Consider the following 26,145-nt stretch of genomic DNA (forward strand, 5'->3'; position numbering starts at 1 on the left):
GTTGGACTTCCCTTATTCCAGACCGGCGACGTATTCGTCGTAAGCGGCGCGGTCCATCAGGGTTTCCAATTCCGCCGGGTTGGCCAGCGTCAGGGTGAAGAACCAGGCCTGATCCTCGGGGCTTTCGTTGACCAAGGCGGGCTGGCCGGCCAACACGTCGTTGCCGGCGATCACCGTGCCGGAGACGGGGGAATAGACTTCCGACGCCGCCTTGACCGATTCGACCACCGCGGCGTCGCCGCCTTGCTTCACCTCACGCCCCTTTTCCGGCACTTCCACATAGACGATGTCGCCCAAAGCGTGCTGGGCGTATTCGGTGATGCCGACGGTGCCGGTATCGCCCACGACCTTGATCCACTCATGATCCTTGGTGAAGTAAATGCTCATGACCATCAACCCTTGTAGTAGGAATGGGGAACGAACGGCAGCAGGGCCACATGGGCCTCCAGGGCCTTGCCGCGCACGATCAGCTTGACCGGCATGCCGGGCACGGCAAAGCCGGCGGGCACATAGCCCATGGCCACCGGACCATCGGCCGAGGGGCCGAAACCGCCCGAGGTGATCTCGCCCAAGGGCGTGCCGTCCACGTCGGTGATTTCGGTATGGGCGCGGGCGGGGGCACGACCCACCGGCTTGATGCCGACGCGCAGGCGGGACGCGCCCTCGGTCAATTGTTTTTGGATGATGGCCGCACCGGGAAAGCCGCCCTGCTCGCGCCGACGCTTGCCGATGATCCAGGCGATGCGGCCTTCCACCGGGGAGGTGGTGGTGTCGATATCCGACCCGTACAGGCATAAGCCCGCTTCGAGGCGCAAGCTGTCGCGCGCCCCCAGTCCGATGGGCTTGACCTCGGGTTGAGCCAGCAAGGTGCGGGCCAGTTTTTCCGCGTCGGCATTGGCGACGGAGATTTCATAGCCGTCCTCGCCGGTATAGCCCGAGCGGGTGACCAGACAGGGGATGTCGGCAATGGGGTATTCACGGATGGACATGAAGCCCTGAGCCTCGGCCCCGGGCGCCAGCCGCGCCATCACTGTCGCCGCCTGCGGCCCTTGCAGGGCCAACAGCGCCCGATCGTCCAGCCGCGACAGCTTGGCCTTGCCGGAAAGCGCCTGGGACAGATGGGCGAAATCAGCATCCTTGCAGGCGGCGTTGACCACCAGGAACAGCTTGTCGTCGGCCAGTTTCGAGATCATCAGATCGTCGAGGATGCCGCCCTGGTCATTGGTGAACACCGAATAGCGGGTGCGGCCCAGGCCCAATCCCTGGATATCGCCGGGGACCAGACTCTCCAGCAACAGGGCGACGCCGTCGCCCTCGATGGTGATCTGGCCCATATGCGAGACATCGAACAGGCCGGCACCGGCGCGGGTGTGCAAATGCTCGCCCAGCACCCCCAGGGGGTATTGCACCGGCATGGCATAGCCGGCGAACGGCACCATCTTGGCGCCCAATTCACGGTGCAAGGCATCGAGCGGGGTGGTCAGCAGCGCGGAATCGTCCGACATGCAACAGGTTCCTTCAACAAAAAGGTCGCACCAAGGGCGTCAGCCCGGTGCCCCCCTCTGTCTTGGAACCTGAAAGATTCACCCAGGAGCCTGGGCTTACATCGTCGGTGGAGCCGGTTTTCCCGGCCCGCTTTCCAGAGCTTCATCCCCCCGCTGGTCCTTTGGCCTGAGAGTTTCCAGGGGCGGTTGCTCCTTCGGCGGCGGACCGGTATCCGGCCCGCTCTCTCCCAGCGGGGATCATCTGTGAGGGCAGCATGTCGCGGCCCCCCTTTCGAGTCAATGATTAACAAACAGTTTACTTGCGGGCCTTGCGATTGGCGTCCAACTCGTCCGGGCTGGTCTGGAAGCCCAGATACACTTCGTATTTCTGGATGATGTCCTTGTCCTTGACCGGGATGCGCATGACCACCGATTCATCGGTGTGGCGGGCATAATTGCTGCCCTCGGCGAAGGTGACTTCCAGCGGGAACACCGCCTTGGCGGCAGGCGACGGATAATAAAGCGGCACCGCCAGGAAATACTCGAAATTGGCCTTGCGGTCGTCGTCGGCGGGACCACGGGTCAGGTTGAAGCTGACCTGCATCTCGACGATGGCGCCCTTTTCGTCATAACTGCAATCGCCGGTATAGCCCTGGATTTCAGCGGTGAACTCGATGTCGGTCAGGTCGCGGCCCTTGCCCGGCTTGTACTTGGTCAAGCTGGCGGTGTCGCCCAGCAGGTAGATGGGCGGGCACGGCGGCGGCTCTTTCTTTTCCAGTACAGAGCACGAGGCGAGCACGGGCAAAGCCAGCAAGGCGGCGACGGGGAGCGCGAGGCGACGGATCATGTTGGTCTTTCGGGATTGCCGTTGGGCCATATATAGTCGGCCCGACTTTAAAGAAGCCGGGCCGGCGGCACAAGCCGGCTTGGGCCCGTACCAACGGAAAGCGTAAGATGCCCCTGCCCCCGCTCACCATCGTCCTGGCGTCCCCGCGCGGTTTTTGCGCCGGCGTCGACCGCGCCATCCTGATCGTCGAGGCGGCCATCGCCAAATACGGTGCCCCGGTCTATGTGCGCCACGAAATCGTCCACAACCGCTTTGTCGTCGATTCGCTCAAGGCCAAGGGCGCCATCTTCGTCGACGAACTGGCCGAAGTCCCCGATGGCGTGCCGGTGGTGTTTTCCGCCCATGGCGTGCCCAAATCGGTACCGGCGGCGGCGGATGCGCGCGGTCTCGATTACCTGGACGCCACCTGCCCGCTGGTGACCAAGGTCCACCGCGAGGCTGAACTGCACCACGACATGGGCCGCCAGATCGTCATGATCGGCCACAAGGGCCACCCGGAAGTGATCGGCACCATGGGCCAGGTGCCCGACGGCGCCGTGCTGTTGGTGGAAAGCGTCGCCGACGCCGAGGCGGTCAATCCCGCCGATCCGGCCAAGCTGGCCTATATCACCCAGACCACGTTGTCGGTGGACGACACCACCGCCATCGTCGAAGCCCTGCGGCGGCGCTTTCCCGACATCGTCGGCCCGCGCAAGGACGATATCTGCTATGCCACCACCAACCGCCAGATCGCGGTCAAGACCATCGCCCCCCATTGCGACGCGGTGATGGTGATCGGCGCCCCCAATTCATCCAATTCCAAGCGATTGGTCGAAGTGGCGGCACGGTCGGGCTGCGCCCATTCCATCCTGGTGCAGCGCGCGGACGACATCGTCTGGGACGATCTGGGCCGCATCGCCCGCCTGGGCATCACCGCCGGCGCCTCGGCCCCGGAAGTGTTGGTGGAGGAGGTGATCAGCGCCGCCCGCCAGCACTTCACCGTCATCATCGAGGAGGTGAAGGTCACCGACGAGACCGTGGCCTTCAAACTGCCGCCGCAATTGCTGTGACCATCCGCACCGCCAATCCCGACGACGCCCCCCACATCCTGGCGCTGCTGCACGAGCTGGCGGCGTTCGAGGGCGGGACCGTCACCGCTGGCGCCCACGATTTGCGCGCCGCCTTGGAAAGCCGACGGATGGAGGCACTATTGGCCGAACAGGCGGGGGAGAGCGTCGGCCTGCTGACAGTACTGCCCAGTTATTCGTCCTGGCGCGGTCAGGCTGGCGCCATCATCCACGACCTTTATGTGCGCCCCGCCGCCCGTGGCCTGGGCCTGGGGCGCAAGCTGGTGCACACCCTTCTGGCCCTGGCGCCTGAACGCGGCTGGGGCCGCGTCGATGTCAATGTACTGGACTGGAACCAGACAGCCCAGCAGTTCTACGCGCAATTGGGTCTTGTTCCGGCCACGGGCTGGCAAATCTGGCGTATCGAGGGCGAGGCACTGGAAAAGCCCTATGAGGTGCAGTAGTTTGCCCCCGGACATGGTTTAAGGACAGGGGCATGGCGGTCTATACCGAGGTTTCCGACGACGAGATGCGGGCCTTCATCGCCGGATACGATATCGGCGACGTGGTCTCCTATACCGGCATCGCCGAGGGGGTGGAGAATTCCAACTTCCTGGTCCAGACCGAAACCGGTCCCTATATCCTGACCATCTACGAAAAGCGGGTGAACCCGGCTGAGTTACCGTTCTTCGTCCAGTTGATGGAGCATCTGGCGGCGCGCGGCCTCGCCTGCCCCACGCCCTTGCATGGCCGTGACGGCGTGGTGCTGCGGCAATTGTGCGGGCGCCCGGCGGCCATGGTCACCTTCCTGCGCGGCATGTCGGCCAAACGCCTGAGCGCCGGTCATTGTGCCGCCCTGGGCGAAGCCATGGCGCAGATGCATCTGAAGGGCGCCGATTTCGCCGGCACCCGCGCCAACAACCTGTCGGTGTCCGGTTGGCGCCCGTTGTTCGAGCAATGCCGCGACGGCGCCGATCAGGTCAAGCCCGGGCTGCAAGCCTTCATCGCCGAGCGCCTGGACGAGTTGGAAAAAAGCTGGCCCAAGACCTTGCCCTCGGGCCTGATCCACGCCGATCTGTTCCCCGACAACGTATTCTTCATGGCCGACAAGGAAACCCGCGAGGACCGGGTGTCGGGGCTGATCGACTTTTACTTCGCCTGCACCGATTTCCTCGCCTACGACGTGGCCATCTGCCTGAACGCCTGGTGCTTCGAGCCCGATTCGTCGTTCAACGCCACCAAGGCTCGCGCCTTGCTCAACGGCTACGGCAAGGTCCGCCCGCTGTCGGCGGACGAGTTGGATACCCTGCCGCTGCTGGCCCAGGGCGCGGCCATGCGCTTTTTGCTGACCCGGCTGTACGACTGGCTGAACACCCCGGAAGGCGCCCTGGTCAAACGCAAGGACCCGCTGGAATATTACCGCAAGCTGCGCTTCCACCAGGGACTGACCGGCCCCGGCGCCTATGGCATCGCATGAGTGAGTGCGTCGAAATCTTCACCGACGGGGCCTGCTCGGGCAATCCCGGTCCCGGTGGTTGGGGCGCCATTTTGCGCTATAAGGGCGTGGAAAAGGAATTGTGCGGCGGCGAGAACCCGACCACCAACAACCGCATGGAAATGATGGCGGCGATCATGGCGCTGGAAACCCTGAGCCGCTCCTGCCCGGTCACTCTTTACACCGACAGCCAATACGTCATGAAAGGCATGACCGAATGGCTGAAGGGCTGGAAGGCGCGCGGCTGGAAAACCGCCGACAAGAAACCGGTCAAGAACGACGACCTGTGGCAGCGCCTGGACGCCGCCTGTGCGCGGCATCAGATCACTTGGCAATGGGTCAAGGGCCATGCCGGCCACCCGGAGAACGAACGCGCCGACCAACTGGCCCGCGACGGCATCAAGGTGGTATTGGGCAAATAGAGCGCTTCAGCCCTCCTCGTCGTCCTCGAACAATCCGGTGGGATAGCCGTCGAAGCTGTTGGCGTTCTTTTCGCGCTGGTATTTCAAGATACCGTCATCGCCCTTGCGCTCGGCCCATTCGGGCAACATGGCGCGCTGGCCTTGCAAATCCATCAACGGCACGCCGAAGCCGCAGGATGAATTGACGCTGTCCACATCGACAACCATGATCTGACGCGCCGCCGGATAAGCGGAGAACAACCCGATCAGGTCGGCCCATTCGCCGTCACGCTGATGCACGGCGCGGCCCCGGCCATACAGACGCAAAATCTTCGGATTGCCGGTGAAGGCGCAGAACATGAGGGTGATGCGATCGTCGCGCAGCAGATGGGCGGCGGTTTCGTTGCCGCTGCCGGTCAGGTTGAGGAAGGCCACCCGGTTCGGTCCCAGCACGACGAAACTGCCGTCCAGACCCTTGGGGCTAATGTTGATGCGGCCCTCATCCGGGGCGGTGGCGACGAAGAACAGCGGTTGGGCGGCGATGAATGCCCGCTGCTCGTCGTTGATGCTGTCATAGAACTTTGCCATCTCTGCCTCACCAGCGTTCTGCCTGTGGCTGACTGACATAGCGGCGATAGCGCATATCCTCAAGTGCCATGTGTTCGATCAAGGTGGTTATGGTGTTGCGCACCACCACCATCATCTCGGCCAGGGAATCGGCGGACGCCAAAATTTCCGCCAAAGCCGTCACCGAGGCCATCAGCGCCCGGTGTTCGGCCTGATGGTGATCGAGGTCAGGATAATGGATGCGGCTCAGCAGCAATTCCTCGTCGCGGAAGTGCCGGGCCAGACTGATGATGAAGTCGCGGTGAAAGCGCTGGACCACCGCGCGCGAGGCTCCGTCGGCCAAGGCCAGCACCACCGCGCCCACTTCATCGAAGAAAGCGCGGTGCTGGGCGTCGATCAGCGGATCGCCCACCGCCAGGGATTCCATCCATTGCATGCCCCCAGTGATGGCGCAATTACAATGACGGCACCGTGATGACGGTCAAGCGGTCAGGCCAGAATGCTGCCCCGGGGGATGGCGAAACCGCGCAGCAGGTCCGCCGCCTCCATCGGCCCCTTGCCGGCCCGCTGCACCCGCAGCAGCCGCAAGGCGCCGCTGCCGCAAGCCACCAACAGGGAATCGTCCAGCACCGTCCCCGGTGCCCCCGACCCTTCGGCCAGACCGGCGGCGAGAACCTTCAAGCGTTCCTCGCCCACCTGACACCACACGCCCGGCCACGGGGTCAGGCCACGCACCTGACGTTCCAACTCCACCGCCGGACGGTTCCAGTCCAGCCGGCCCTCATCCTTGGCCAGCTTATGGGCATAGGTGACACCCTCTTCCGGTTGTTTCACCTGAGGCAGGTCGTCATAGCGGGCCAAGGCATCGACGATCAGCCGCGCGCCCAGCACTGCCAGGGCATCGTGCAAGGAGGCGGCGTTGGTGTCGGCGGTGATCGGCAGGCTTTCCACCAGCAGCATGGCGCCGGTATCCAGGCCGGCATCCATCTGCATGATGGTCACCCCGGTCTCGGCATCGCCGGCCAGGATGGCGCGCTGGATCGGCGCCGCGCCGCGCCAGCGCGGCAGGAGCGAGGCATGTACGTTGAGGCAGCCCCGGCGCGGGGCGTCGAGGATGGCTTGCGGCAGGATCAAGCCATAGGCGGCAACCACCGCCGCGTCCAGGTCAAGGGCGCGGAAAGCCTGTTGCTCGGCCTCGGATTTCAGCGATTTCGGAATCCGCACCTCGATACCATGCTGGGCGGCGAAGGCATGGACCGGAGTCAATTGCTCCTTATGGCCGCGCCCGGCGGGACGCGGCGGCTGCGCATAGACGCAGACCACGTCATGGCCGGCATCCAGCAGCGCCGACAGGATGGCGACCGAGAAATCCGGTGTCCCCATGAAGGCCAGACGCATGATCAGCCCGCGTCCTTCTTGGCCTTCAGCAGCTTGCGCAGGATCATGTTGCGCTTGAGCGACGACAGATGATCGATGAACAAGATGCCGTCCAGGTGATCCATCTCGTGCTGCAACACCGTGGCCAGCAGGCCGTCGGCGTCGATTTCCTGGTGCGTGCCGGTTTCATCCCTATAGCGGACGCGGATGGCGCGTGGGCGCACCACGGCGGCGTAATGTTCGGGCACCGACAGGCAGCCCTCTTCATAGGTGTTATCGTCGTCGGAAACCCAGACGATTTCCGGGTTAACCATGCGCACCGGCTGGCGATCGTCCTCGGACCGGCCGATATCGGCGACGATGACCCGCTTGCCCACCGCCACCTGCGGCGCCGCCAGACCGATGCCGGGAGCGGCATACATGGTCTCCAGCATGTCATCCATCAGCGTGCGGATGGACGCGTCAACATCAGCGACCACCGCCGCCTTTTGCTTCAGGCGCGGATCGGGAGCGGTCAAAATGGACAGAACGGCCATGGAAACGGTCACCTTGGTGTCAAATTCTGACCTTCAGATAGGGTGTCGCCCCCGTTGCCGTCAAGTTTAATGGATTACCACCGCCGTCATGAGCCACGGACCTCGGTCAGGAAATTGTCCACCTGTGACGACAAGGTGGCGGAATTGCCGATCAGGGTATGGGCGGCATCCAAGACCTGCGACGCACCGATGCTGACCTGTTCCACCACCTGGGTCATGCGCTCGACATTGCGGGTCACCTCGGCGGTGCCGGCGGCGGCCTGCTGGATCGAGCGGGCGATTTCGGCGGTGGCGGCGCCTTGCTCCTCCACCGCCCCGGCCACCCCGGCGGCGATACCGCTGATCTGGTCGATGGTGTTGCTGATTCCGGCGATGCCGGCCACCACCTGGGACGAAGCCGATTGCACCTGACTGACCTGGGCGCTGATCTCGGTGGTGGCTTTCGATGTCTGGTTGGCCAGGGACTTCACTTCGTTGGCGACCACGGCGAAGCCCTTGCCGGCCTCGCCGGCACGCGCCGCCTCGATGGTGGCGTTGAGCGCCAACAGATTGGTTTGGCTGGCGATTTCGGTGATCAGGCCGACCACGTTACCGATGCGCTGCGCCACCTCGGCCAGAGAGCCGGCCAATTGGTTGACGTGCTGGGCGTCGCGGGCGGCATTGGCCGCCTCGACCGAGGATGCCGCCAATTGCCGTGAAATCTCGGCGATGGAGGCGGCCAGCTCTTCCGAGGCGGCGGCCACCGTTTCCACATTGCCGGCGGTCTGCTGGGCGGCACTGGCCAGGGCGGTGACCGTCCGCCCCGATTCATCGGAACTGTCGGCCAGGGTCTCGGCGGTGGTTTTCATCTGCTCGGCCGATTGCACCACCGTACCGGCGACACCGCTGACATCGCGCTCGAAACTTTCAGCCAGATGCAACAGCCCCTGACGGCGCTGAGCTTCCGCCTGTTCCTTGCTTTTTTCCTGCTCGGCCTGCAACGAATCGGCCTGCAGCAATCCCTGGCGGAACACCTCGACCGAACGGGCCATGGCGCCGACCTCGTCCTGGGCCTCGACACCGGGAATTTGGACATCCCTTTTGCCGTCGGCCAGAACATCCATGGTGGAGGTCAATCGGCCCAGCGGGCCAATGATGCTGCGGACCAGCCACAACGACAGCAGCGACAACACCGCCAAGCTGATGCAGAAAATCACGATACCGTTGCGCAACGCCTTGGCGGCGGTTTCCTCCTGCTCGCGGATGGCGCCATCCAATTCCTTACCCAGGGATTCGTTGACGAAGGCCAAAGGCTCTTCCACCTTGCCGCTGGCCTGATCGATTTCGTCATCCAGGCGGTCGAATTCGCTCTTGTCCGCCTTGCTCTCGATGGCCCGGCGCAGATCGGTGCCGATCAGACGCAGCAGGTGATCGAGATTTTGTTCCAATCCGACGAGGGCGGCTTTTTCCGCGGGCGTGTCGGCGACGGCCGCCGCCTTGCGACCATTGGCCTTCAGATTGGCCGACAATTGTTCGATCAAAACCAGACGATCGGGGGCGATACTGCCTTGCTCGCGGTCGATGATGGAATCCATGGCCGCCAGGGTCAGGCGGATCAGGTCGTCGTTGAGCATGGACAACACCCCCAGATCCTCGATCCGGTTATGAGTCTCACGCGATGAGCTTTCCATGGAATCATGCGTATTGAGGACGATCAGTCCCATGATCGCCAGACCGGCAACGGCCAAGGCCCACAGCAACGCCAAACGACTTTTGATGGTCAGCGCCATTCTCCCCCCTGGGTCAATTGCCAGCACGATCCGAAACGACTGCACATTAGCATGAATCGCGAAAAACAACCGTCATTGGTGGGGACGGTCAGACGAAAACCATGGCGCCGTCCTTGCTGGCATCGGCCAGAAAGGTGACGACACCCCCCTTGGCCACCGGCACGTCGGGGCGCAGATCATCGGGGTCCATGCCCAAAGCCTTCAGCCCCATTTCACAGACCATGAAGGTGACGCCCAAGGCGACGCAGGCCTCCAGCAGGGTCTCGAAATCGGCGACGTTCCGGGACTGGAACTGGGCATCCAAATCGGCGGCGCCCGATCCGTCGGAACATTTCAGCCGCCGCCACGCCTGATCGCGCTCCAGGGCGCGGCCCGCCCACATGGTGAAAAACAAGGTGACCGGCGTGTTCGAGGCCACCGCCGCCGCCGCCATCACCAAGGCGTAATGGATTTTGTCGAAATCGCCGGAAAAGACGACGATGGACAATTTGTCGGGCGCGGTCTTGTCAGCCGCAGGCATGGGCCGTGCTCCCATGCCCGGACAGATCGGTGATGATCGGATGGTCGCCGCATAGCGGACAGCCGGGGTCGCGCTTGACCCGCACGGTGCGAAAGGCCACCGACAGCGCGTCATAGATCAGCAGCCGCCCGGCCATGCTGTCGCCGATGCCCAAGATTTCCTTCAACACCTCGGTCGCCTGCATGGCCCCCAGGGTACCGGCCATAGCCCCCAGCACGCCCGCCGACGAACAACTGGGGATGGCGCCTTCCGGCGGCTCCTCGGCATAGATGCAGCGATAACAGGGGCCGTCGGGGCGGAAGGTGGAAAGCTGGCCGTCAAAGCGCAGGATGGCCGCCGACACCAAGGTGGCGCCGGCGAAACGACAGGCATCGTTGACCAGGAAACGGGTGGCGAAATTGTCGGAGCCATCGGCCACCACCGGATAATCGGCGATGATGGCGGCAGCGTTATCCTTATCCAGACGGGCGCGGATCGGGATGATTTTCACATCCGGGTTAAGCGCGGCCACCGCGTCAACAGCGCTGTCCACCTTTGCCCGTCCGACGCTGGCGGTGGTGTGCAGGATTTGCCGTTGCAGGTTGGACAGATCGACCACGTCGTCGTCGACCACGCCGATGGTCCCCACCCCCGCCGCCGCCAGATACTGGATCACCGGCGAGCCCAAACCGCCGGCACCGATGACCAGCACGCGGGAGTTCAGCAGCTTGGCTTGGCCCACTCCGCCCACTTCCGGCAAGATGATGTGGCGGGCATAACGCTGGATCTGGTCTTCGCGGAAATCCATCACCCACCTCCTCGTCATTGCCGGGCTTGACCCGGCAATCCATGATCGCCGCCTGGAACTGGCCCCCCGGGTCAAGCCCAGGGGTGACGGACAGACGAGCGGCGCGCTTACTCGAACAATGCGGTGGACAGATAGCGTTCGGCGAAGCTGGGCAGAATGACGACGATCAACTTGCCCGCCATGTCGGGGCGCGCCCCCACTTCCAAAGCGGCGGCGATGGCCGCGCCCGACGAGATGCCCACCGGCAGGCCTTCCACCTTGGCCGCCTTGCGGGCATTGGCGAAGGCGGTTTCGTTGCTGATCTGCAAGATCTCGTCGACCACCGAACGGTCCAGGTTGCCGGGCACGAAGCCGGCGCCGATACCCTGGATCTTGTGCGGCCCCGGCGCGCCACCGGACAGCACCGGGCTGTCCTCGGGCTCGACGGCGATGATCTTGATGTTGGGGTTCTTGGCCTTCAGCACCCGACCGATACCGGAAATGGTGCCGCCGGTACCGACACCGGCGATGACCGCATCGACCTTGCCGTCGGTGTCGTTCCAAATCTCGATGGCGGTGGTCGATTCGTGGATGGCCGGGTTGGCCGGGTTCTCAAATTGCTGGCACATGACGGCGCCGGGGGTTTCCGCCACCAGCCGCTCGGCTTCCTTGACGGCGCCGGTCATGCCCTTGGCCGCCGGGGTCAGCACGATTTCCGCCCCCAGATGGGCCAGCATCTTGCGCCGCTCCAGGCTCATGCTTTCCGGCATGGTCAGGATCAGGCGATACCCCTTGGCGGCGCAGACGAAGGCCAGGGCGATACCGGTATTGCCCGAGGTCGGCTCGATCAGGGTGGCGCCCGGCTTCAGCCGGCCTTCACGCTCGGCGGCTTCGATCATGGCCAGACCGATGCGGTCCTTGACGCTGGCCAGCGGATTGAAGAACTCGCACTTGCCGACGATGCTGGCCTTGGCCCCGACCTCGGCGGCCAACTTGTCCATGCGCACCAACGGGGTGGCGCCGATGGTGTCGACGATGGAATCGTAGATGCGGCCGCGGAACTCGCCCATGGTATTTTCCCTGTCCTGAGTGTAGTTTATTACATAAGTACAGTTTGACAAGCTTAGATTATGAAGTCCAGCTTGGAATGCGCTTCCGACGGAATGCCGGTCTTATAGGACCGCATGCACAGATCGTCGAAGGTGATGGCGTCCAGGCGGTCCATGATTTCCTCGGTCAGGTCGCCCCACATGGGGCGGATGACCTTGGCGCCCAGATCGGAGGCGGGCACGTCCTGGAACGGGTCTTCCGCCGTTTCCAGGGCGCGGACCACGCGCACCACCTCGCCCACCGAGATACGGCGGCGTTCGCGCGCCAGCCGATAGCCGCCCTTGGGGCCGCGCACGCCGACCAGCAGGCCCGAGCGCACCAATTGTTGCAGGGTCTGCTCCAGGTAGCGGCGCGGAATACCCTGACGGCGGGTGATCTCGCGGCTTTGCACCGGTTCACCACCGGCATGGTAGGCGATGTCCAGAACCGCCTCGATGGCGAACAGCATCTTCTTCGACGGACGCAGCATGATCGCTTTCCTTAAGACCCGGTGGAACCGAAGCCGCCGGCACCGCGGGCGGTCTGGGACAATTCGGCCACTTCGGCCAAGTGGGCGCGCACCACCGGGGCGATGACCAGTTGGGCGATGCGCATGCCCCGCGTGATGGTATAGGCATTGTCGCCGTGATTGATCAGCAACACCCCCAACTCGCCGCGATAATCGGCGTCGATGGTCCCCGGCGCGTTCAAAACGGTGATGCCGTGCATGACCGCCAGACCGGAACGCGGGCGCACCTGGGCCTCGTAGCCTTCGGGGATAGCGATGGCGAAGCCGGCGGGCACGCGCATGCGCTTGCCCGGTCCCAGCACCACATCGGCGGGGATACAGGCCATCAGATCCATGCCGGCAGCGTTATCGGTTTCATAGCGCGGCAGCGGCAGATCCTCGGCATGGGGCAGGCGCTGCACCTGGATGGTCACGGTCGCGGTCATGGATGTCCTTTTAAAGTGTCGGCTATTTTCCAGGCCAGCCGTTCGGCCACGTCGGTCTTGCTGATGCGCGGCCATTCCTCGGCCCCGCCTTGGGTCAGCAGATGCACGGTATTGAAATCGCCGCCGAAGGTGCCCGAGTGCGGCGACACGTCGTTGGCGACGATCCAGTCGCACCCCTTGCGCACGAACTTGGCCCGCGCGTGCTCCAGCAGCTTTTCCGTCTCGGCGGCGAAGCCCACCACCAGACGCGGACGGGCCGAGCCCTTTTCCGACAGCGTCGCCAGAATGTCCGGGTTGGCGGCCAATTCGATGGGCGGCGGCTGGCCGCTGGCATCCTTCTTGCGCTTTTCCTTGGACGCGTTGGACACCGTCCAATCGGCGACGGCGGCGGCGCACACCGCCACATCCACCGGCAGACAGCCCAAGGCCGTCCCCAGCATCTCGCGCGCGGTTTCCACGTGGATGACCCGCATGTTGGCCGGATCGGGCAGCTTGACCGGGCCGGTGATCAAGGTGACGTCGGCGCCCAGCCGGGCCAGGGCGGCGGCGATGGCATGACCCTGTTTGCCGGACGAACGGTTGCCGATGAAGCGCACCGGGTCGATGGGTTCATAGGTCGGGCCGCTGGTGACCAGCGCCTTGATCCCCTTCAGCGGTCCGGCGGCCAGAAGGCTTTCCACCGCCGCCAGAATCTCCGCCGGTTCGGCCATGCGCCCCAGGCCGCTTTCGCCTTCCGCCAGCATGCCGGCATTGGGGCCGACGCTGTGGACACCGCGCCCCTTCAGGGTCGCCATGTTGGCGGCTGTCGCCGGGTGTCCCCACATGCGGAAATTCATGGCCGGGGCCACCAAGATGGGCTTGTCGGTGACCAAAAGCGCGGTCGAGGCCAGATCGTCGGCCAGGCCATGGGCCATCTTGGCCAGAAGATTGGCGGTGGCCGGGGCCACCACCACCAGATCGCAATCGCGGGCCAAGGTGATGTGGCCAATCTCGTGTTCATCGGTCAGGGAAAAGGTGTTGTCGAACACCTTGTTGCCCGACAGCGTCTGCACCGACAAGGGCGTGACGAAATGGCTGGCATTGCCGGTCAGGATACAGCGCACATCGGCGCCACGATCCTTCAGCCGCCGGATCAATTCCAGCGATTTGTACGCGGCGATGCCGCCGGAAATGACCAACAGGATGCGTCGACCGTCAAGCACCGGGATACCCCACACATTTTACCCAAAGGCAAGTGTGGTTAACCTAACGCTTCACAGGAAATCGCGCAAGTTTACTTGAGCACCAGCAAGACACCCAGGATCGCCGCCAGAATCCACGGCAGCCAGCCGAAGGCCCGCTTGCCGCCGCTTTCGCCGCGCATGGCCTTGACGGTGTCGGGATGCAGTTTCAGGCCGCCATTCATCAGGGTGGAATAGGCCTTTTCCGTCTCGGCCAGCATGCGCGGCAACCGTTCCAGGCTGTGCACGGCACCGATGACGGTGTCCTTGATCCGCGCCTGCGGCCCCAGATGCTGCATCATCCAGCTTTCGATCAGCGGGCGGGCCAGTTCCCACATATTGACGCCGGAATCCAGGGTGCGGCCAACGCCTTCGGCCACCAGCATGCTCTTTTGCAGCATCAGCAATTGCGGCTGGGTCTGCATGGAAAACTGCTCGGTGATCTGGAATAACTGGCCCAATAGCCGGGCGATGGAAATTTCGTGCATGGGCTTGCCCATGATCGGCTCGGCAATGGAACGGCAGGCCTGGGTGAAATTGTCGACGCTCTTGTCGGCGGGCACGAAACCGGCCTCGAAATGCACTTCCGCCACCCGGCGGTAATTGCCGTTCAAAAAGCCCACCAGCATCTCACCGAGGAAACGCCGGGTCTTGAGATCGACGCGACCCATGATGCCGAAATCGACGGCGACCAGATTGCCGTCAAGATCGACGAACAGATTGCCCGGATGCATGTCGGCATGAAAGAAGCCGTCGCGGAACACCATGTTGAAGAACGATTCGGCGGCCTTCTTCAACACCTCGTCCGGCTCGATGCCGGCGGCCTTGATGGCGTCGACCTCATCCACCGGGATGCCGCTGACCCGTTCCAGCGTCATCACCCGCTTGGCGGTGCGCTGCCAATCCACCTCGGGCACGCGGAAGGATTCGTCGCCGGCGAAATTCTCGGCCAGTTCCGCCGCCGCCGCCGCCTCGAAGCGCAAATCCATTTCCAACTGCACCGAATCGGCGAAGGTATCGACGCTTTCCACCATGCGCAGACGGCGCAGGCTGGGCTGGGTCAGTTCCACCCATTCGGCCAGCCAGCGCAGCAGGTCGATGTCCTTCTTGAATGCCGCATCGACGCCGGGCCGCAGCACCTTGACCGCCACTTCACGGCCTTCGCTGGTGACGGCGAAATGCACCTGGGCGATGGAGGCGGCGGCGACGGGCACGTCGTCAAAGCTGGCATAGGCCTGGGACAGCGGCTGATCCAGGTCTTCCTCGATGATGGCGCGGGCCAGAGAGGCGGGAAACGGCGCCAGCCGGTCCTGCAATTCCGACAGGTCGGCGGTCATCTCGTCGCCCAGCAGGTCGGCGCGGGTGGATAAAGCCTGGCCCAGCTTGATGAAGGTCGGCCCCAATTCGGTCAGGGCAGCAGCCAGACGCTGGCCGGGCCGGCCCTCGTGGCTGGGCGCCCGCCCCAGACGCAGCATCTTCGACGCCAGGGCGGCGATGGGCAGGTCGACCACCTCCAGCGCGTCATGGCGGGCAAGGACGCGGGCGATGGTCAGCAGACGGTGCAGGTTGCGGGCGGCGCGCAGCATCAGATGCGCCAGCCGGAATGAATGGCGGCGATGCCGCCCGACAGGTTGCGGACCTCGACGCGGGAGAAGCCGGCATCACGGACCATCTGCGCCATGTCGTCCTGGGCCGGAAACTTGCGGATGCTTTCCACCAGATATTGATAGGCCTCGGCATTGCCGGTGACCATACCGCCCACCTTGGGCAGTACCTTGAACGAATACAGGTCATAGAATTCGCGCAGGCCCGGCACCACCACCTTGGAAAATTCCAGGCACATGAACCGCCCGCCCGGCTTCAGCACCCGGTAGGCCTCAGCGATGGCGCGGTCCCAATGGGTGACGTTGCGCAGGCAAAAGGCGATGGTATAGCGATCGACCGAGCCGTCGGGGATGGGCAGGGTCTCGGCATTGCCGCACACCCAGTTGATCTGGCTGACTACATTGCGGTCCACCGCGCGGTCGCGGCCCACCGACAGCATTTCCTTGTTGATGTCGCAAACGATGGCCGGACCGCCGCCGCGCTTCTTCCAGCCGAAAGCGATGTCGCCGGTACCGCCGCCCACATCCAGCAAGGTCTGGTTGGCCTGGGGCCGCAGCCAGTCGAGGAAATTGGCTTTCCACAATCGATGGACGCCCGCGCTCATCAGGTCGTTCATCAGGTCGTACTTGCCGGCCACCGAATCGAAAACGCCGCGCACCAGCGAGACCTTTTCCTCTTCGCGCACGGTCTTGAAGCCGAAATGGGTGGTTGCGGGGCCTTGGCCCAAATCTTCATTGGTCATGATCGGGGCAGATTATCGCATGCGCGGGGGAGAGGCGAGCCCGGAGTTTTTGACTCGGTCCAAGGCTTCAGGCAGCATCGGCCCATGCCTGAACTGCCCGAAGTCGAAACCGTCGCCCGTGGACTGGCCGCTGTGTGGCCCGGACACCGATTCATCCGCGTCGAGGCCCGCCGCCCCGATCTGCGCAAGCCCCTGCCCGCCGATTTCGCCGCCCGTCTGACCGGGCGCCGCGTCGAAAGCGTCGGACGCCGCGCCAAGTATCTGCTGGTCCACCTCGACGACGGCCTGACGCTGTTGGGCCATCTGGGCATGTCGGGGGCCATGGTCATCAGCAAAGGCCGCAACGAGCCGCCGGGGCCGCACGACCATGTGGAATTCCTAAGCGAAGACGGCACCATGGTCACCTATCGCGACCCGCGCCGCTTCGGCCTGATGGACCTGACCCTTGACCCGACATCGCATCCGCTGCTGGCCCATCTGGGGCCGGAGCCGCTGGGGCCGGATTTCCATGAAAAAGCCTTGGCGGCGGCACTGGATGGCAAGGGCGCCTCGATCAAGGCGGCGCTGTTGGACCAGAACGTGGTCGCCGGCCTGGGCAACATCTATGTGTCGGAAAGCCTGTTCCTGTCGGGCATCGATCCCACCCGCGCCGCCGGATCGCTGAAACCGCGTGAAATCAACAAGCTGGTGCCGGCCATCCGCGCCGTACTCGAACGCGCCATCGCCGCCGGCGGCTCGTCTTTGAAAGATCATGTGCAGCCCAATGGCGAATTGGGCTATTTCCAGCATTCCTTCACCGTCTACGACCGGGCGGGGGAAGCGTGTCCCGGCTGCGATTGCGATATCGCCCGCACCGGCGGCATTCAACGGATCGTCCAGTCGGGGCGATCCACTTTCTACTGTGCGAAAAAACAGCGTTGATGGTATAGCCCTTGGTCACCATGCGGATTTTCACCCCCCTTCTGGGCGCCCTCGCCCTGATCCTGGCGCTGTCTCTCGGGACCGCGCGGGCGCAAGGATTTCTGTCCGCCTATGAAGACCTGCCGCTGCCGCCGGGCATGACCGAGGTGGCTGAATCCGGCCTGTCCTTCGACATGCCGAACGGTCGCATCGTCGAGGCTTTCGCCCGTGGCCCGCTGCGGGCCACCGACATCATCGCCTTTTACGCCGCCACCTTGCCCCAGCTTGGCTGGACCCGGGATTCCGACCGTCAATACCGGCGCGAAGCGGAAGTGCTGACCCTGGAAACCCAGACCGAAGGGCGCAACGTGGTGGTCCATTTCACCATTGCCCCGGAATAATCCATTCCCCTGCGAGAGAGGCAACCATGCCCTACGAAAACATTATCGTCGAAACCCGCGGCCAGGTCGGCCTGATCACCTTGAACCGCCCCAAGGCGTTGAACGCCTTGTGCGCCGCGCTGATCAAGGAATTGGGTCAGGCCCTCGATGCCTTCGAGGCCGATGGCGAAATCGGCGCCGTGGTGCTGACCGGCTCGGAAAAGGCCTTCGCCGCCGGCGCCGACATCAAGGAAATGCAGTCCAAGACCTATATGGACGCCTATCTGGCCGATTTCATCACCAATGGCTGGGAACGCATCACCACCTGCCGCAAGCCGATCATCGCCGCCGTCGCCGGCTATGCCCTGGGCGGCGGCTGTGAAGTGTCGATGATGTGCGACTTCATCCTGGCCGCCGACAATGCCAAGTTCGGCCAGCCGGAAATCACCATCGGCACCATTCCCGGCGCTGGCGGCACCCAGCGCCTGACCCGCGCCGTCGGCAAGGCCAAGGCCATGGAAATGTGCCTGACCGGGCGCATGATGGACGCCGCCGAGGCCGAGCGCGCCGGTCTGGTCAGCCGCGTCATTCCCGCCGCCGACCTGCTTGACGAAGCTTTGAAGGTGGCCGACCGCATCGCGTCGATGTCCCGTCCGGTGGTCATGCTGGCCAAGGAATCGGTCAACGCCGCCTTCGAGACCACCCTGACCCAGGGCATCAAGTTCGAGCGCCGTCTGTTCCATTCCACCTTCGCCTGCGAAGACCAGAAGGAAGGCATGGCCGCTTTCGCCGAAAAGCGCAGCCCGGTGTTCAAGAACCGCTGAAGGTTATTCGGCTCAGGCTGAAGGACACACTTTTCGTCCCCGCGCCGGCGCGGGGACGAAAAGATAAAATAGCGATTTCAGATGCTCTTGCCCTGAAACTGGCACAGATCGTTGACGCAGCACACGGTGCAATCGGGTTTGCGCGCCTTGCACACATAGCGTCCGTGCAGAATCAGGTAATGATGGGCGTCGCGGCCCCAGCGGGCTGGAGTGATCTTCAACAGGCCCTCTTCCACCGCCTGTACATTTTTACCCGGCGCCAGACCGGTGCGGTTGCCGACGCGGAAGCAATGGGTATCGACGGCGATGGTGGGATGGCCGAACGCCACGTTCAGCACCACGTTGGCGGTCTTGCGACCGACGCCGGGCAAAGCCTCCAGCGCCGCCCGGTCTTCCGGCACCTGACCCGCATGCTGGGCCAGCAGGATGTGCGACAGGGCGATGACGTTCCTGGCCTTGGTCTTGTAAAGGCCGATGGTGCGGATGGCCTGTTCCAGCTTTTCCACCCCCAAGGCGACCATGGAAGCCGGGTCGCGTACTTCCGCGAATAACGGACGGGTGGCCTTGTTGACGCCGATATCGGTGGCTTGGGCCGACAGCACCACCGCCACCAAAAGGGTATAGGGGTTCACATATTCCAGATCGCTTTTGGGATTGGGGCGATCGGCGGCCAGCCGGGCATAGAATTCATCGGCCTGGGCGGGGGTCATCATGGCGTCACCTTCGTCTTCGTCTTGCCCTGCTTATACCAGCAGACTTTCAGTCTCGTCGCGGAGGATGGGCGGGAACAGATATTCACCCGCCGGATCGTGCTGGCCGAACCGGCGCTTGGCCAATGTGCGCGAGCCCACCGCATAACAATAGGCGCAGCCGTGCGGGCAGGTGTCATAGGCGCCGATATCGCGGCTTTCATGGCATTGGCAGTGCGGGCGGTTGCCCTTGACCTTGGCCTTGATCGCCCGCGCCAGCCCCCAGCCGGCGGCCACGTCCTCCAGCCGGCGAGCATCGATACAGGCGGCCAGGGGCTGGCCCACCTCCTGGGAACACGCCGTCAGCCGCATGCCGTGCGCCGCCGCCACCTGCGCCAAGCGGGCGGCCAACGCCCGCTTTTCCGGCCAGTCGGGATCGTCCCAGGTGAAGCCCTCGGCCCGCGCCGCCGCATCCAGGTTGCGCGCGGTCTTCTTGTAAAGGGTGGCGAAGGAAATGACGCATTCATCCACCGCCCCGGCCAGGGCAGCAGCCAAGGCGGAAAAATTATCCAGATGGAATTCCGCTGGGGTCAGACTGGAAAAAACGATGGGGTCATAGCGCCAGACGATGGCACGCGGCCCGAACTCCGCCGCCAATGCGCGCATGTGGGCGATGGCCCGGGCTGGATCGATGACCGAGATTTCCAAGGCGCGGCCATAACCGGTCACCGTCTGGCTGACGACGAAGGGAATAGACGCCCCGCGCACCAGCCGCAGCGCTGACAAAAACGGCCCGGCATTCCGGGTCCAAAAGACGAAACCGTCGATTCCGGCCCGCAACTTTACGGTGGAAGGGGGCCCGCCATAGGGATTTTCCACCTTGGCGAAACCGGCCTTGAAGCGGTTTTCGAACCAGGGCGCATAAAAAGCGGGAATATCGGTACGGTAACTCGCCGAGATGATCATGATTGTCGTGTTGCAGCCTGCCAACTCCACCCTATATAACCCGGCAGAAGGCGTATGCGCGCCATCCGGATTATCCAAGGGGGTTCCGGCGATCGCCGCCCTGTCACAGGGATCGCCGCCACCGGCCAAATTGAATGAGGACGACATGAGCAAAGTCATCGGTATCGATCTGGGCACCACCAATTCCTGCGTCGCGGTGATGGACGGCAAAACCGCCCGCGTCATCGAAAACGCCGAGGGCGTGCGCACCACCCCCTCCATGGTCGCCTTCACCGATTCCGGCGAACGTCTGGTCGGTCAGCCGGCCAAGCGTCAGGCGGTGACCAACCCGACCAACACCCTGTTCGCCATCAAGCGCCTGATCGGGCGCCGCTTTGACGATCCGATCACCAAGAAGGACATGAACTTGGTGCCGTATCACATCGTCAACGGCGAGAATGGCGACGCCTGGGTCGAGTCCGGCGACAAGAAGCACAGCCCCAGCCAAGTGTCCGCCTACATCCTGATGAAGATGAAGGAAACCGCCGAATCGTACCTGGGCGAAAAGGTCACCCAGGCGGTCATCACCGTGCCGGCCTATTTCAATGACGCCCAGCGTCAGGCGACCAAGGATGCCGGTCGTATCGCCGGCCTGGAAGTGCTGCGCATCATCAACGAACCCACCGCCGCCGCCTTGGCTTACGGCATGGAGAAGAAGGGTTCGGGCATCGTCGCCGTCTATGATCTGGGCGGTGGTACCTTCGACGTGTCGGTGCTGGAAATCGGCGACGGCGTGTTCGAAGTCAAGTCCACCAACGGCGACACCTTCCTGGGCGGTGAAGATTTCGACGCCCGCATCATGGATTATCTGGCCGACGAGTTCAAAAAGGAGCAGGGCATCGACCTGCGCGCCGACCGTCTGGCCCTGCAACGCCTGAAGGAAGCCGCCGAAAAGGCCAAGTGCGAGCTGTCCTCGTCCATGCAGACGGAAGTGAACCTGCCGTTCATCACCGCCGACGCGTCCGGCCCCAAGCACCTCAACATCAAGCTGACCCGCTCGAAGCTGGAAGCCCTGGTGGAAGATCTGGTCGCCCGCACCGTCGAGCCCTGCAAGGCGGCGCTCCGTGACGCCGGCCTGAAGGCCAGCGAAATCGACGAAGTGATCCTGGTCGGCGGCATGACCCGCATGCCCAAGATCCAGGAAGTGGTGAAGGAATTCTTTGGCCGCGAGCCGCACAAGGGCGTCAACCCGGACGAAGTGGTGGCCATCGGCGCCGCCATCCAGGGCGGCGTGTTGAAGGGCGAGGTCAAGGACGTTCTGCTGCTCGACGTCACCCCGCTGTCCTTGGGCATCGAGACCCTGGGCGGCGTCTTCACCCGTCTGATCGACCGCAACACCACCATCCCCACCCGCAAGAGCCAGGTGTTCTCCACCGCCGAGGACAACCAGACCGCGGTGACCATCCGCGTGTTCCAGGGCGAGCGCGAAATGGCCGCCGACAACAAGATCCTGGGCCAGTTCGACCTGATGGGTATTCCGCCGGCGCCGCGCGGCGTGCCCCAGGTGGAAGTGACCTTCGACATCGACGCCAACGGCATCGTCAACGTGTCGGCCAAGGACAAGGCCACCAACAAGGAACAGCAGATCCGCATCCAGGCCTCGGGCGGTCTGGCCGATGCCGACATCGAACGCATGGTGCGCGAAGCCGAAGCCCATGCCGCCGAGGACAAGAAGCGCAAGGAAACGGTGGAAGCCCGCAACCATGCCGACGGCTTGGTTCATTCCACCGAAAAGTCGCTGAAGGAATTCGGCGACAAGGCCGATGCGTCATTGAAGGCGGAAATTGAAGGCGCCATCACCGCGTTGCGCGCTGTCATGGACGGCGACGATGCCGAAGTCATCAAGGCCAAGACCGAAGCCCTGATGCAGGCGTCCATGAAGCTGGGCGAAGCCATGTACAAGGCGCAGGAAGCCGGTGGCGGTGCCGACGACAGCGCCCCGCAGGCCGGCGGCGACGACAAGGTGGTCGACGCCGACTTCGAGGAAGTCGACGGCGACAAGAAGGGCAAGTAAGCCTGACAGCCAAGCCGCCCGCCCCTGGTCTTATGGCCCTTGGGGGCGGGCGTTTTGCCCCTTAGTCTTGTGGTGGCCCGTGCCGGGCCGTTCAGGTGCCACTCGGGCTTATCGCCTGCCCCGCTTCGCGCGGGCAGGCTCTAGACAGACGGTATTGGTATGAGCAAGCGCGACTATTACGAAGTCCTGGGCGCGGAACGCGGGGCCTCGGCCGACGAGCTGAAAAAGGCCTATCGCAAGCTGGCCATGCAGTACCACCCCGACCGCAACCCTGACAATCCGGACGCGGCGGACAAGTTCAAGGAACTGAACGAGGCCTACGACGTCCTCAAGGACGAGCAGAAGCGGGCCGCCTATGACCGCTTCGGTCATGCCGCCTTCGAGAACGGCATGGGCGGCGGACGCGGGCCGGGCGGCGGTTTCTCCGATTTCGGCGGCGGCGGCGGTTTCTCGGACCTGTTCGAGGAAATGTTCGGCGATTTCATGGGCGGCGGGCGCCGTGGCCAGGCCACCGGGCGTGGCAGCGATTTGCGCTTCAACATGGATATCAGCCTGGAAGACGCTTTCGCCGGCAAAAGCACCACCATCACCGTGCCGTCGTCGGCGCCCTGTGAACCGTGCAAGGGAACCGGAGCCAAGGATGGCGCCCAGCCGACCACCTGCGGCACCTGTCACGGTCACGGCAAGGTCCGGGCCCAGCAGGGCTTCTTCACCATCGAACGCACCTGCCCCACCTGCCAGGGCATGGGCAAGGTGATCAAGGATCCCTGCCGGGTGTGCGGCGGTCAGGGCAAGGTGCGCAAGGACAAGACGCTGCAGGTCACCATCCCCGCCGGCGTCGAGGAAGGCACCCGCATCCGTCTGGCCGGCGAGGGCGAGGCGGGAACGCGCGGCGCCCCTGCGGGTGATCTGTACATCTTCCTGTCGATCAAGCCGCACCGCCTGTTCCAGCGTGACGGCGCCAACATCTATTGCCGGGTGCCCATCCCCATGACCACCGCTGCCTTGGGGGGTGCCATCGACGTGCCCACCATCGAGGGAGCCATGACCAAGGTCACCATTCCCCCCGGCACCCAGTCGGGCAACCAGTTCCGGCTGAAATCCAAGGGCATGAGCGTGCTGCGCAGCCCGGCCCGCGGCGACATGTTCATCCAGGCCATGGTCGAGACCCCGGTCAACCTGACCGACCGGCAGAAGGAATTGTTGAAGGAATTCGAGACCGCCGGCGACAAGGACACCAAACACAATCCTGAATCCGAAGGCTTTTTCGCCAAGGTCAAGGAATTGTGGAAAGACCTGACCGAATAGAGGATTGAACCCCCACGCCTGATGCGCATATCATCTGCGCATCAGGCGTGGAGCAATGTCATGAACGCAGTGCCGAAAAAGTCCTGCAATCTCAGCATCAATGCCGAGCTACTGCGCGAGGCCAAGGGCTTGGGCATCAATCTGTCCCAGACCCTGGAAGTGCAGTTGGAAAAGCTGGTGCGCGAGGCCCGCGCCAAGGCCTGGGCCGAGGAAAACCGCGACGCCATCGAAAGCCAGAACCGCTGGATCGAGAAACACGGTTTGTTTTCTGATCATTTCCGGTTCTTCTGATGGCTCAGTTCGACGTTTATGCCAATCCGGTCGCAGGGATGGAAGGTGGCGCCCCTTTTGTCGTCGATGTGCAATCCGACCATCTGGCCGGCTTGCCCACACGCATGATCATGCCCTTGGCCGCCCTCGATGATTGCCAGCCCCTTCGTCACCTTAACCCGCCGATGGAGGTAGGTGACGAACGCTTTGCCTTGATGACCCAATTCATGGCAGCCGTCCCCCGTCAGGTGCTGGGCACCCCGGTGGGCAGTCTGGCCGACCAGCGCGCCCTTATCCTCGCCGCCCTGGATTTCCTGTTCACCGGCATCTGACTTACGGAGCAACACACATGAAGATCGGTATCGTCGGCTGTGCCGGCCGCATGGGACGGATGTTGATGAACGCGGTGGCCGACACCACCGGCTGCCAGCTTTCCGGCGGCACCGAACGCCCCGGCTCGGCCCTGATCGGCAAGGATGTGGGCGAGGTGCTGGGCCGCGACGCCCTGGGTGCCTTCATCGGTGAAAACCCGTCGGCCCTGTTCGCGGCCTCGGACGCCGTCATCGACTTCACCGCGCCGGCGGCCACCGTGGCGCATGCGGTCCTGGCCGCCGAGATGGGCACGATATTAATCGTCGGCACCACCGGACTGTCCAAGGATGACGAGGCCAAGCTGGCCGAAGCAGCCAAGAAGACCACTATCGTCTATGCCCCCAATTTCAGCGTCGGCGTCAATCTACTGATGGCCCTGACCGAGCGTGCCGCCGCCATCCTGGGGGATGATTACGATATCGAAATCGTCGAGATGCACCACCGCCACAAGGTCGACGCCCCCAGCGGCACCGCCTTGGGCCTGGGCCGCGCCGCCGCCAAGGGCCGCGCCGTGGCGCTGGACAGCGTGTGGTGCAAATCGCGCGACGGCCATCCCGGTGCCCGTCCCAAGGGCGAGATCGGCTTCGCCACCCTCCGCGGTGGCGACGTGGTCGGCGACCACACGGTGATGTTCGCCGCCGAGGGCGAGCGGATGGAACTGAGCCACAAGGCGTCAAGCCGCGCCGTCTTCGCCAAGGGTGCGGTGCGCGCGGCCCTGTGGGCCAAGGACCAGGGGCCGGGACTTTATTCCATGCGCGACGTTTTGGGGCTGTAAATCAGTTTCCACACCGTGCGTCCGGCATCGTCGGCGACGTAAAGCGCGCCATCCGCGCCGGCGGCCACTCCCACCGGCCGCCCCCACACCGCGTGGGGGCCGGCCATGAAGCCGCTGGCGAAGGCCTCGTAATGGCCGACCGGCTTGCCATCCTTGAACGGCACCCGGGCGACCATGTAGCCGATGGGTTCCGAGCGGTTCCACGATCCGTGCAGGCCGACAAAGGCGTCACCATGGGCGAAGGCCAGTCCCAGCGGGGCCGAATGGGCGCGGAACAGGATGTCGGGCACACGCGCCGCCGCCACCTTGTCGGCAGCCTTAGGCCCCAGACCGGGTTGCGGATGGGGCCCCAGATAGGCATAAGGCCAGCCGTAAAAGCCGCTCTCCACCACCCAGGTCAGGTAATCGGGCACCAATTCGTCGCCCAGCCCGTCGCGTTCGTTGACCACCGCCCATAATTCAGTGCTGCCGGGGCGAAAGGCCATGCCCACCGGGTTGCGCAAACCGCTGGCGAAACTGCGCCCGCCCGATCCGTCCATGGCGAACACGCGCACGGTGGCGCGCGGCTCAGCCTCTTCCGCCACGTTCCCGCGCGAGCCGATGCCCACGTAAAAGCGGCTTCCATCGGGATGAAGGACCAGCGAACGGGTGGAATGGCCGCGATCGTCGCCCAGGGCGCCGTCGGTGGTCACTTGTCGGCGGCGCCCCGCCTTGTCCTCACCGGCCCGCCACGGCAAGGCCCACACCGCCTTGGTATCGGCCACCCAGATTTCACCGTCCCGCTCGGCCAGACCGAAGGGTTCGTCGAAACCGGCGGCCAAGGTGGTGCGGCTATCGGCGATTCCGTCGCCGTCGCCATCCACCAGCCGGGTCAGTCTGTCGAAACGCTGCTCGGCCACCAGCACCGAGTTGTCGGACAGCACCAGCAGATTGCGCGGATGATCCAATCCAGTCGCGAACAGTGTCGCCCGCCAGCCCGGCGGCAGCTTCAGCCCCGCCCCCGGCGGTCGTGCCACCACATCGGCGGGATTGGCCACCGACGGGGTGGCGAAGGGGGCCGGCAGATCGGAAACATCGACGCGAAAACGGGTTCCCGGCGCCGGATCGGCGGCCAGAGCCGGCATGGCCACGATCAGTATCAGCGGAATGAAGCGCTTCATCATGCGGGCCTCCCATGAAAAAGGCCCGCT

31 protein-coding genes and 1 riboswitch are annotated in these 26,145 nt (G+C 64.2%); of the genes, 12 read left to right on the forward strand and 19 right to left on the reverse strand.

From position 1 onward, the window contains the following. Nucleotides 1-12: 12 nt before the first annotated feature. The 3 genes from gcvH to MGMSRV2_RS14165 form a co-directional block, all read right to left on the reverse strand. A complete protein-coding gene (gcvH, locus tag MGMSRV2_RS14155) occupies nt 13-387 on the reverse strand; it encodes a glycine cleavage system protein GcvH (protein ID WP_041634549.1) in 375 nt (124 codons plus the stop codon). Between the two features lie 5 nt (nt 388-392). Further along, on the reverse strand, nt 393-1,505 hold the full coding sequence (gene gcvT / locus MGMSRV2_RS14160; RefSeq protein WP_024081039.1) for a glycine cleavage system aminomethyltransferase GcvT: 1,113 nt from the start codon (nt 1,503-1,505) through the stop codon (nt 393-395). A gap of 144 nt (nt 1,506-1,649) precedes the next feature. Next, nucleotides 1,650-1,745: riboswitch (glycine riboswitch) on the reverse strand. A gap of 55 nt (nt 1,746-1,800) precedes the next feature. Then, nucleotides 1,801-2,331 (reverse strand): hypothetical protein, encoded by a 531-nt coding sequence (locus MGMSRV2_RS14165; RefSeq protein WP_041634550.1) that lies wholly within the window; start codon nt 2,329-2,331, stop codon nt 1,801-1,803. Nucleotides 2,332-2,438: 107 nt separating this feature from the next. On the opposite strand from MGMSRV2_RS14165, the gene ispH reads away from it, so the two are divergent. The 4 genes from ispH to rnhA are packed head-to-tail and all read left to right on the forward strand — an operon-like array spanning nt 2,439 to nt 5,294. Beyond that, nucleotides 2,439-3,380 (forward strand): 4-hydroxy-3-methylbut-2-enyl diphosphate reductase, encoded by a 942-nt coding sequence (gene ispH / locus MGMSRV2_RS14170; RefSeq protein ID WP_024081041.1) that lies wholly within the window; start codon nt 2,439-2,441, stop codon nt 3,378-3,380. Continuing rightward, on the forward strand, nt 3,377-3,841 hold the full coding sequence (locus MGMSRV2_RS14175) for a GNAT family N-acetyltransferase (RefSeq protein ID WP_024081042.1): 465 nt from the start codon (nt 3,377-3,379) through the stop codon (nt 3,839-3,841). The genes ispH and MGMSRV2_RS14175 overlap by 4 nt, the downstream gene beginning before the upstream one ends. A gap of 32 nt (nt 3,842-3,873) precedes the next feature. After that, the gene (locus MGMSRV2_RS14180) at nt 3,874-4,854 is read left to right on the forward strand and encodes a homoserine kinase (RefSeq protein WP_024081043.1); all 981 of its coding nucleotides are present in this window, start codon (nt 3,874-3,876) and stop codon (nt 4,852-4,854) included. Continuing rightward, nucleotides 4,851-5,294 (forward strand): ribonuclease HI, encoded by a 444-nt coding sequence (rnhA, locus tag MGMSRV2_RS14185; protein ID WP_024081044.1) that lies wholly within the window; start codon nt 4,851-4,853, stop codon nt 5,292-5,294. Before MGMSRV2_RS14180 ends, rnhA begins: the two co-directional genes overlap by 4 nt. Before the next feature lie 6 nt (nt 5,295-5,300). Here the strand turns inward: rnhA and MGMSRV2_RS14190 are convergent, their stop codons facing one another. The 13 genes from MGMSRV2_RS14190 to ubiE all read right to left on the reverse strand — a co-directional run bounded on the left by MGMSRV2_RS14190 (nt 5,301) and on the right by ubiE (nt 16,418). After that, on the reverse strand, nt 5,301-5,861 hold the full coding sequence (locus MGMSRV2_RS14190) for a pyridoxamine 5'-phosphate oxidase family protein (RefSeq protein ID WP_024081045.1): 561 nt from the start codon (nt 5,859-5,861) through the stop codon (nt 5,301-5,303). A gap of 7 nt (nt 5,862-5,868) precedes the next feature. Next, nucleotides 5,869-6,276: a bacteriohemerythrin gene (locus MGMSRV2_RS14195; RefSeq protein ID WP_041633649.1), complete on the reverse strand. Its 408-nt coding sequence runs from the start codon at nt 6,274-6,276 to the stop codon at nt 5,869-5,871. A 53-nt stretch (nt 6,277-6,329) separates the two neighbouring features. Further along, nucleotides 6,330-7,238 carry a methionyl-tRNA formyltransferase gene (fmt, locus tag MGMSRV2_RS14200; RefSeq protein ID WP_024081047.1) on the reverse strand — a complete coding sequence of 303 codons (909 nt, stop codon included), beginning with the start codon at nt 7,236-7,238 and terminating at the stop codon, nt 6,330-6,332. 2 nt (nt 7,239-7,240) lie between these two features. After that, a complete protein-coding gene (gene def, locus MGMSRV2_RS14205; RefSeq protein WP_024081048.1) occupies nt 7,241-7,753 on the reverse strand; it encodes a peptide deformylase in 513 nt (170 codons plus the stop codon). An 86-nt stretch (nt 7,754-7,839) separates the two neighbouring features. Further along, the gene (locus MGMSRV2_RS14210; RefSeq protein WP_024081049.1) at nt 7,840-9,522 is read right to left on the reverse strand and encodes a methyl-accepting chemotaxis protein; all 1,683 of its coding nucleotides are present in this window, start codon (nt 9,520-9,522) and stop codon (nt 7,840-7,842) included. 88 nt (nt 9,523-9,610) lie between these two features. After that, nucleotides 9,611-10,042 carry a DsrE/DsrF/DrsH-like family protein gene (locus tag MGMSRV2_RS14215; RefSeq protein WP_024081050.1) on the reverse strand — a complete coding sequence of 144 codons (432 nt, stop codon included), beginning with the start codon at nt 10,040-10,042 and terminating at the stop codon, nt 9,611-9,613. Then, entirely contained in the window at nt 10,029-10,829 is an 801-nt protein-coding gene (locus MGMSRV2_RS14220; protein ID WP_024081051.1) for a HesA/MoeB/ThiF family protein, read from the reverse strand. The genes MGMSRV2_RS14215 and MGMSRV2_RS14220 overlap by 14 nt, the downstream gene beginning before the upstream one ends. A gap of 107 nt (nt 10,830-10,936) precedes the next feature. Beyond that, a complete protein-coding gene (gene cysK / locus MGMSRV2_RS14225) occupies nt 10,937-11,878 on the reverse strand; it encodes a cysteine synthase A (RefSeq protein ID WP_024081052.1) in 942 nt (313 codons plus the stop codon). A gap of 53 nt (nt 11,879-11,931) precedes the next feature. Further along, entirely contained in the window at nt 11,932-12,387 is a 456-nt protein-coding gene (locus MGMSRV2_RS14230; protein WP_024081053.1) for an RrF2 family transcriptional regulator, read from the reverse strand. Between the two features lie 11 nt (nt 12,388-12,398). Further along, on the reverse strand, nt 12,399-12,851 hold the full coding sequence (gene dut, locus MGMSRV2_RS14235; protein ID WP_024081054.1) for a dUTP diphosphatase: 453 nt from the start codon (nt 12,849-12,851) through the stop codon (nt 12,399-12,401). Then, a complete protein-coding gene (gene coaBC / locus MGMSRV2_RS14240; protein ID WP_041634555.1) occupies nt 12,848-14,053 on the reverse strand; it encodes a bifunctional phosphopantothenoylcysteine decarboxylase/phosphopantothenate--cysteine ligase CoaBC in 1,206 nt (401 codons plus the stop codon). The genes dut and coaBC overlap by 4 nt, the downstream gene beginning before the upstream one ends. A 71-nt stretch (nt 14,054-14,124) precedes the next feature. Then, complete coding sequence (ubiB, locus tag MGMSRV2_RS14245) at nt 14,125-15,657, reverse strand: 2-polyprenylphenol 6-hydroxylase (RefSeq protein ID WP_024081056.1); 1,533 nt, start codon at nt 15,655-15,657, stop codon at nt 14,125-14,127. Next, the gene (gene ubiE / locus MGMSRV2_RS14250) at nt 15,657-16,418 is read right to left on the reverse strand and encodes a bifunctional demethylmenaquinone methyltransferase/2-methoxy-6-polyprenyl-1,4-benzoquinol methylase UbiE (RefSeq protein ID WP_024081057.1); all 762 of its coding nucleotides are present in this window, start codon (nt 16,416-16,418) and stop codon (nt 15,657-15,659) included. Before ubiE ends, ubiB begins: the two co-directional genes overlap by 1 nt. Before the next feature lie 84 nt (nt 16,419-16,502). On the opposite strand from ubiE, the gene mutM reads away from it, so the two are divergent. Genes mutM through MGMSRV2_RS14265 form a run of 3 tightly spaced genes read left to right on the forward strand, consistent with a single transcriptional unit; the run spans nt 16,503 to nt 18,522 of the window. Next, on the forward strand, nt 16,503-17,339 hold the full coding sequence (mutM, locus tag MGMSRV2_RS14255; protein WP_024081058.1) for a bifunctional DNA-formamidopyrimidine glycosylase/DNA-(apurinic or apyrimidinic site) lyase: 837 nt from the start codon (nt 16,503-16,505) through the stop codon (nt 17,337-17,339). A gap of 20 nt (nt 17,340-17,359) precedes the next feature. Next, entirely contained in the window at nt 17,360-17,719 is a 360-nt protein-coding gene (locus MGMSRV2_RS14260; protein WP_024081059.1) for a hypothetical protein, read from the forward strand. Between the two features lie 26 nt (nt 17,720-17,745). After that, nucleotides 17,746-18,522 (forward strand): enoyl-CoA hydratase, encoded by a 777-nt coding sequence (locus MGMSRV2_RS14265; RefSeq protein ID WP_024081060.1) that lies wholly within the window; start codon nt 17,746-17,748, stop codon nt 18,520-18,522. A gap of 77 nt (nt 18,523-18,599) precedes the next feature. On the opposite strand, the gene nth is transcribed toward MGMSRV2_RS14265, so the two are convergent. Together nth and MGMSRV2_RS14275 are read right to left on the reverse strand one after the other, a co-directional pair. Further along, complete coding sequence (gene nth / locus MGMSRV2_RS14270; RefSeq protein WP_041634556.1) at nt 18,600-19,232, reverse strand: endonuclease III; 633 nt, start codon at nt 19,230-19,232, stop codon at nt 18,600-18,602. A 33-nt stretch (nt 19,233-19,265) separates the two neighbouring features. After that, on the reverse strand, nt 19,266-20,177 hold the full coding sequence (locus MGMSRV2_RS14275) for a DUF1848 domain-containing protein (protein WP_024081062.1): 912 nt from the start codon (nt 20,175-20,177) through the stop codon (nt 19,266-19,268). On the opposite strand from MGMSRV2_RS14275, the gene dnaK reads away from it, so the two are divergent. The 5 genes from dnaK (at nt 20,176) to dapB (ending at nt 24,955) form a co-directional block, all read left to right on the forward strand. Beyond that, nucleotides 20,176-22,230 (forward strand): molecular chaperone DnaK, encoded by a 2,055-nt coding sequence (dnaK, locus tag MGMSRV2_RS14280; RefSeq protein WP_277911466.1) that lies wholly within the window; start codon nt 20,176-20,178, stop codon nt 22,228-22,230. The genes MGMSRV2_RS14275 and dnaK overlap by 2 nt on opposite strands. 159 nt (nt 22,231-22,389) lie before the next feature. Then, the gene (gene dnaJ, locus MGMSRV2_RS14285; RefSeq protein ID WP_024081064.1) at nt 22,390-23,538 is read left to right on the forward strand and encodes a molecular chaperone DnaJ; all 1,149 of its coding nucleotides are present in this window, start codon (nt 22,390-22,392) and stop codon (nt 23,536-23,538) included. A gap of 60 nt (nt 23,539-23,598) precedes the next feature. Continuing rightward, a complete protein-coding gene (locus tag MGMSRV2_RS14290; RefSeq protein ID WP_024081065.1) occupies nt 23,599-23,829 on the forward strand; it encodes a type II toxin-antitoxin system CcdA family antitoxin in 231 nt (76 codons plus the stop codon). Further along, nucleotides 23,829-24,140, forward strand: coding sequence for a CcdB family protein (locus tag MGMSRV2_RS14295; protein ID WP_024081066.1), 312 nt, complete (start codon nt 23,829-23,831; stop codon nt 24,138-24,140). The genes MGMSRV2_RS14290 and MGMSRV2_RS14295 overlap by 1 nt, the downstream gene beginning before the upstream one ends. Nucleotides 24,141-24,157: 17 nt before the next feature. Then, nucleotides 24,158-24,955 carry a 4-hydroxy-tetrahydrodipicolinate reductase gene (dapB, locus tag MGMSRV2_RS14300; protein ID WP_024081067.1) on the forward strand — a complete coding sequence of 266 codons (798 nt, stop codon included), beginning with the start codon at nt 24,158-24,160 and terminating at the stop codon, nt 24,953-24,955. On the opposite strand, the gene MGMSRV2_RS14305 is transcribed toward dapB, so the two are convergent. Beyond that, nucleotides 24,925-26,118, reverse strand: coding sequence for a PQQ-dependent sugar dehydrogenase (locus MGMSRV2_RS14305; RefSeq protein WP_024081068.1), 1,194 nt, complete (start codon nt 26,116-26,118; stop codon nt 24,925-24,927). The genes dapB and MGMSRV2_RS14305 overlap by 31 nt on opposite strands. Nucleotides 26,119-26,145: the final 27 nt, after the last annotated feature.

Origin of the sequence: Magnetospirillum gryphiswaldense MSR-1 v2, from assembly GCF_000513295.1 — a bacterium.
Lineage (GTDB): Bacteria > Pseudomonadota > Alphaproteobacteria > Rhodospirillales > Magnetospirillaceae > Magnetospirillum > Magnetospirillum gryphiswaldense.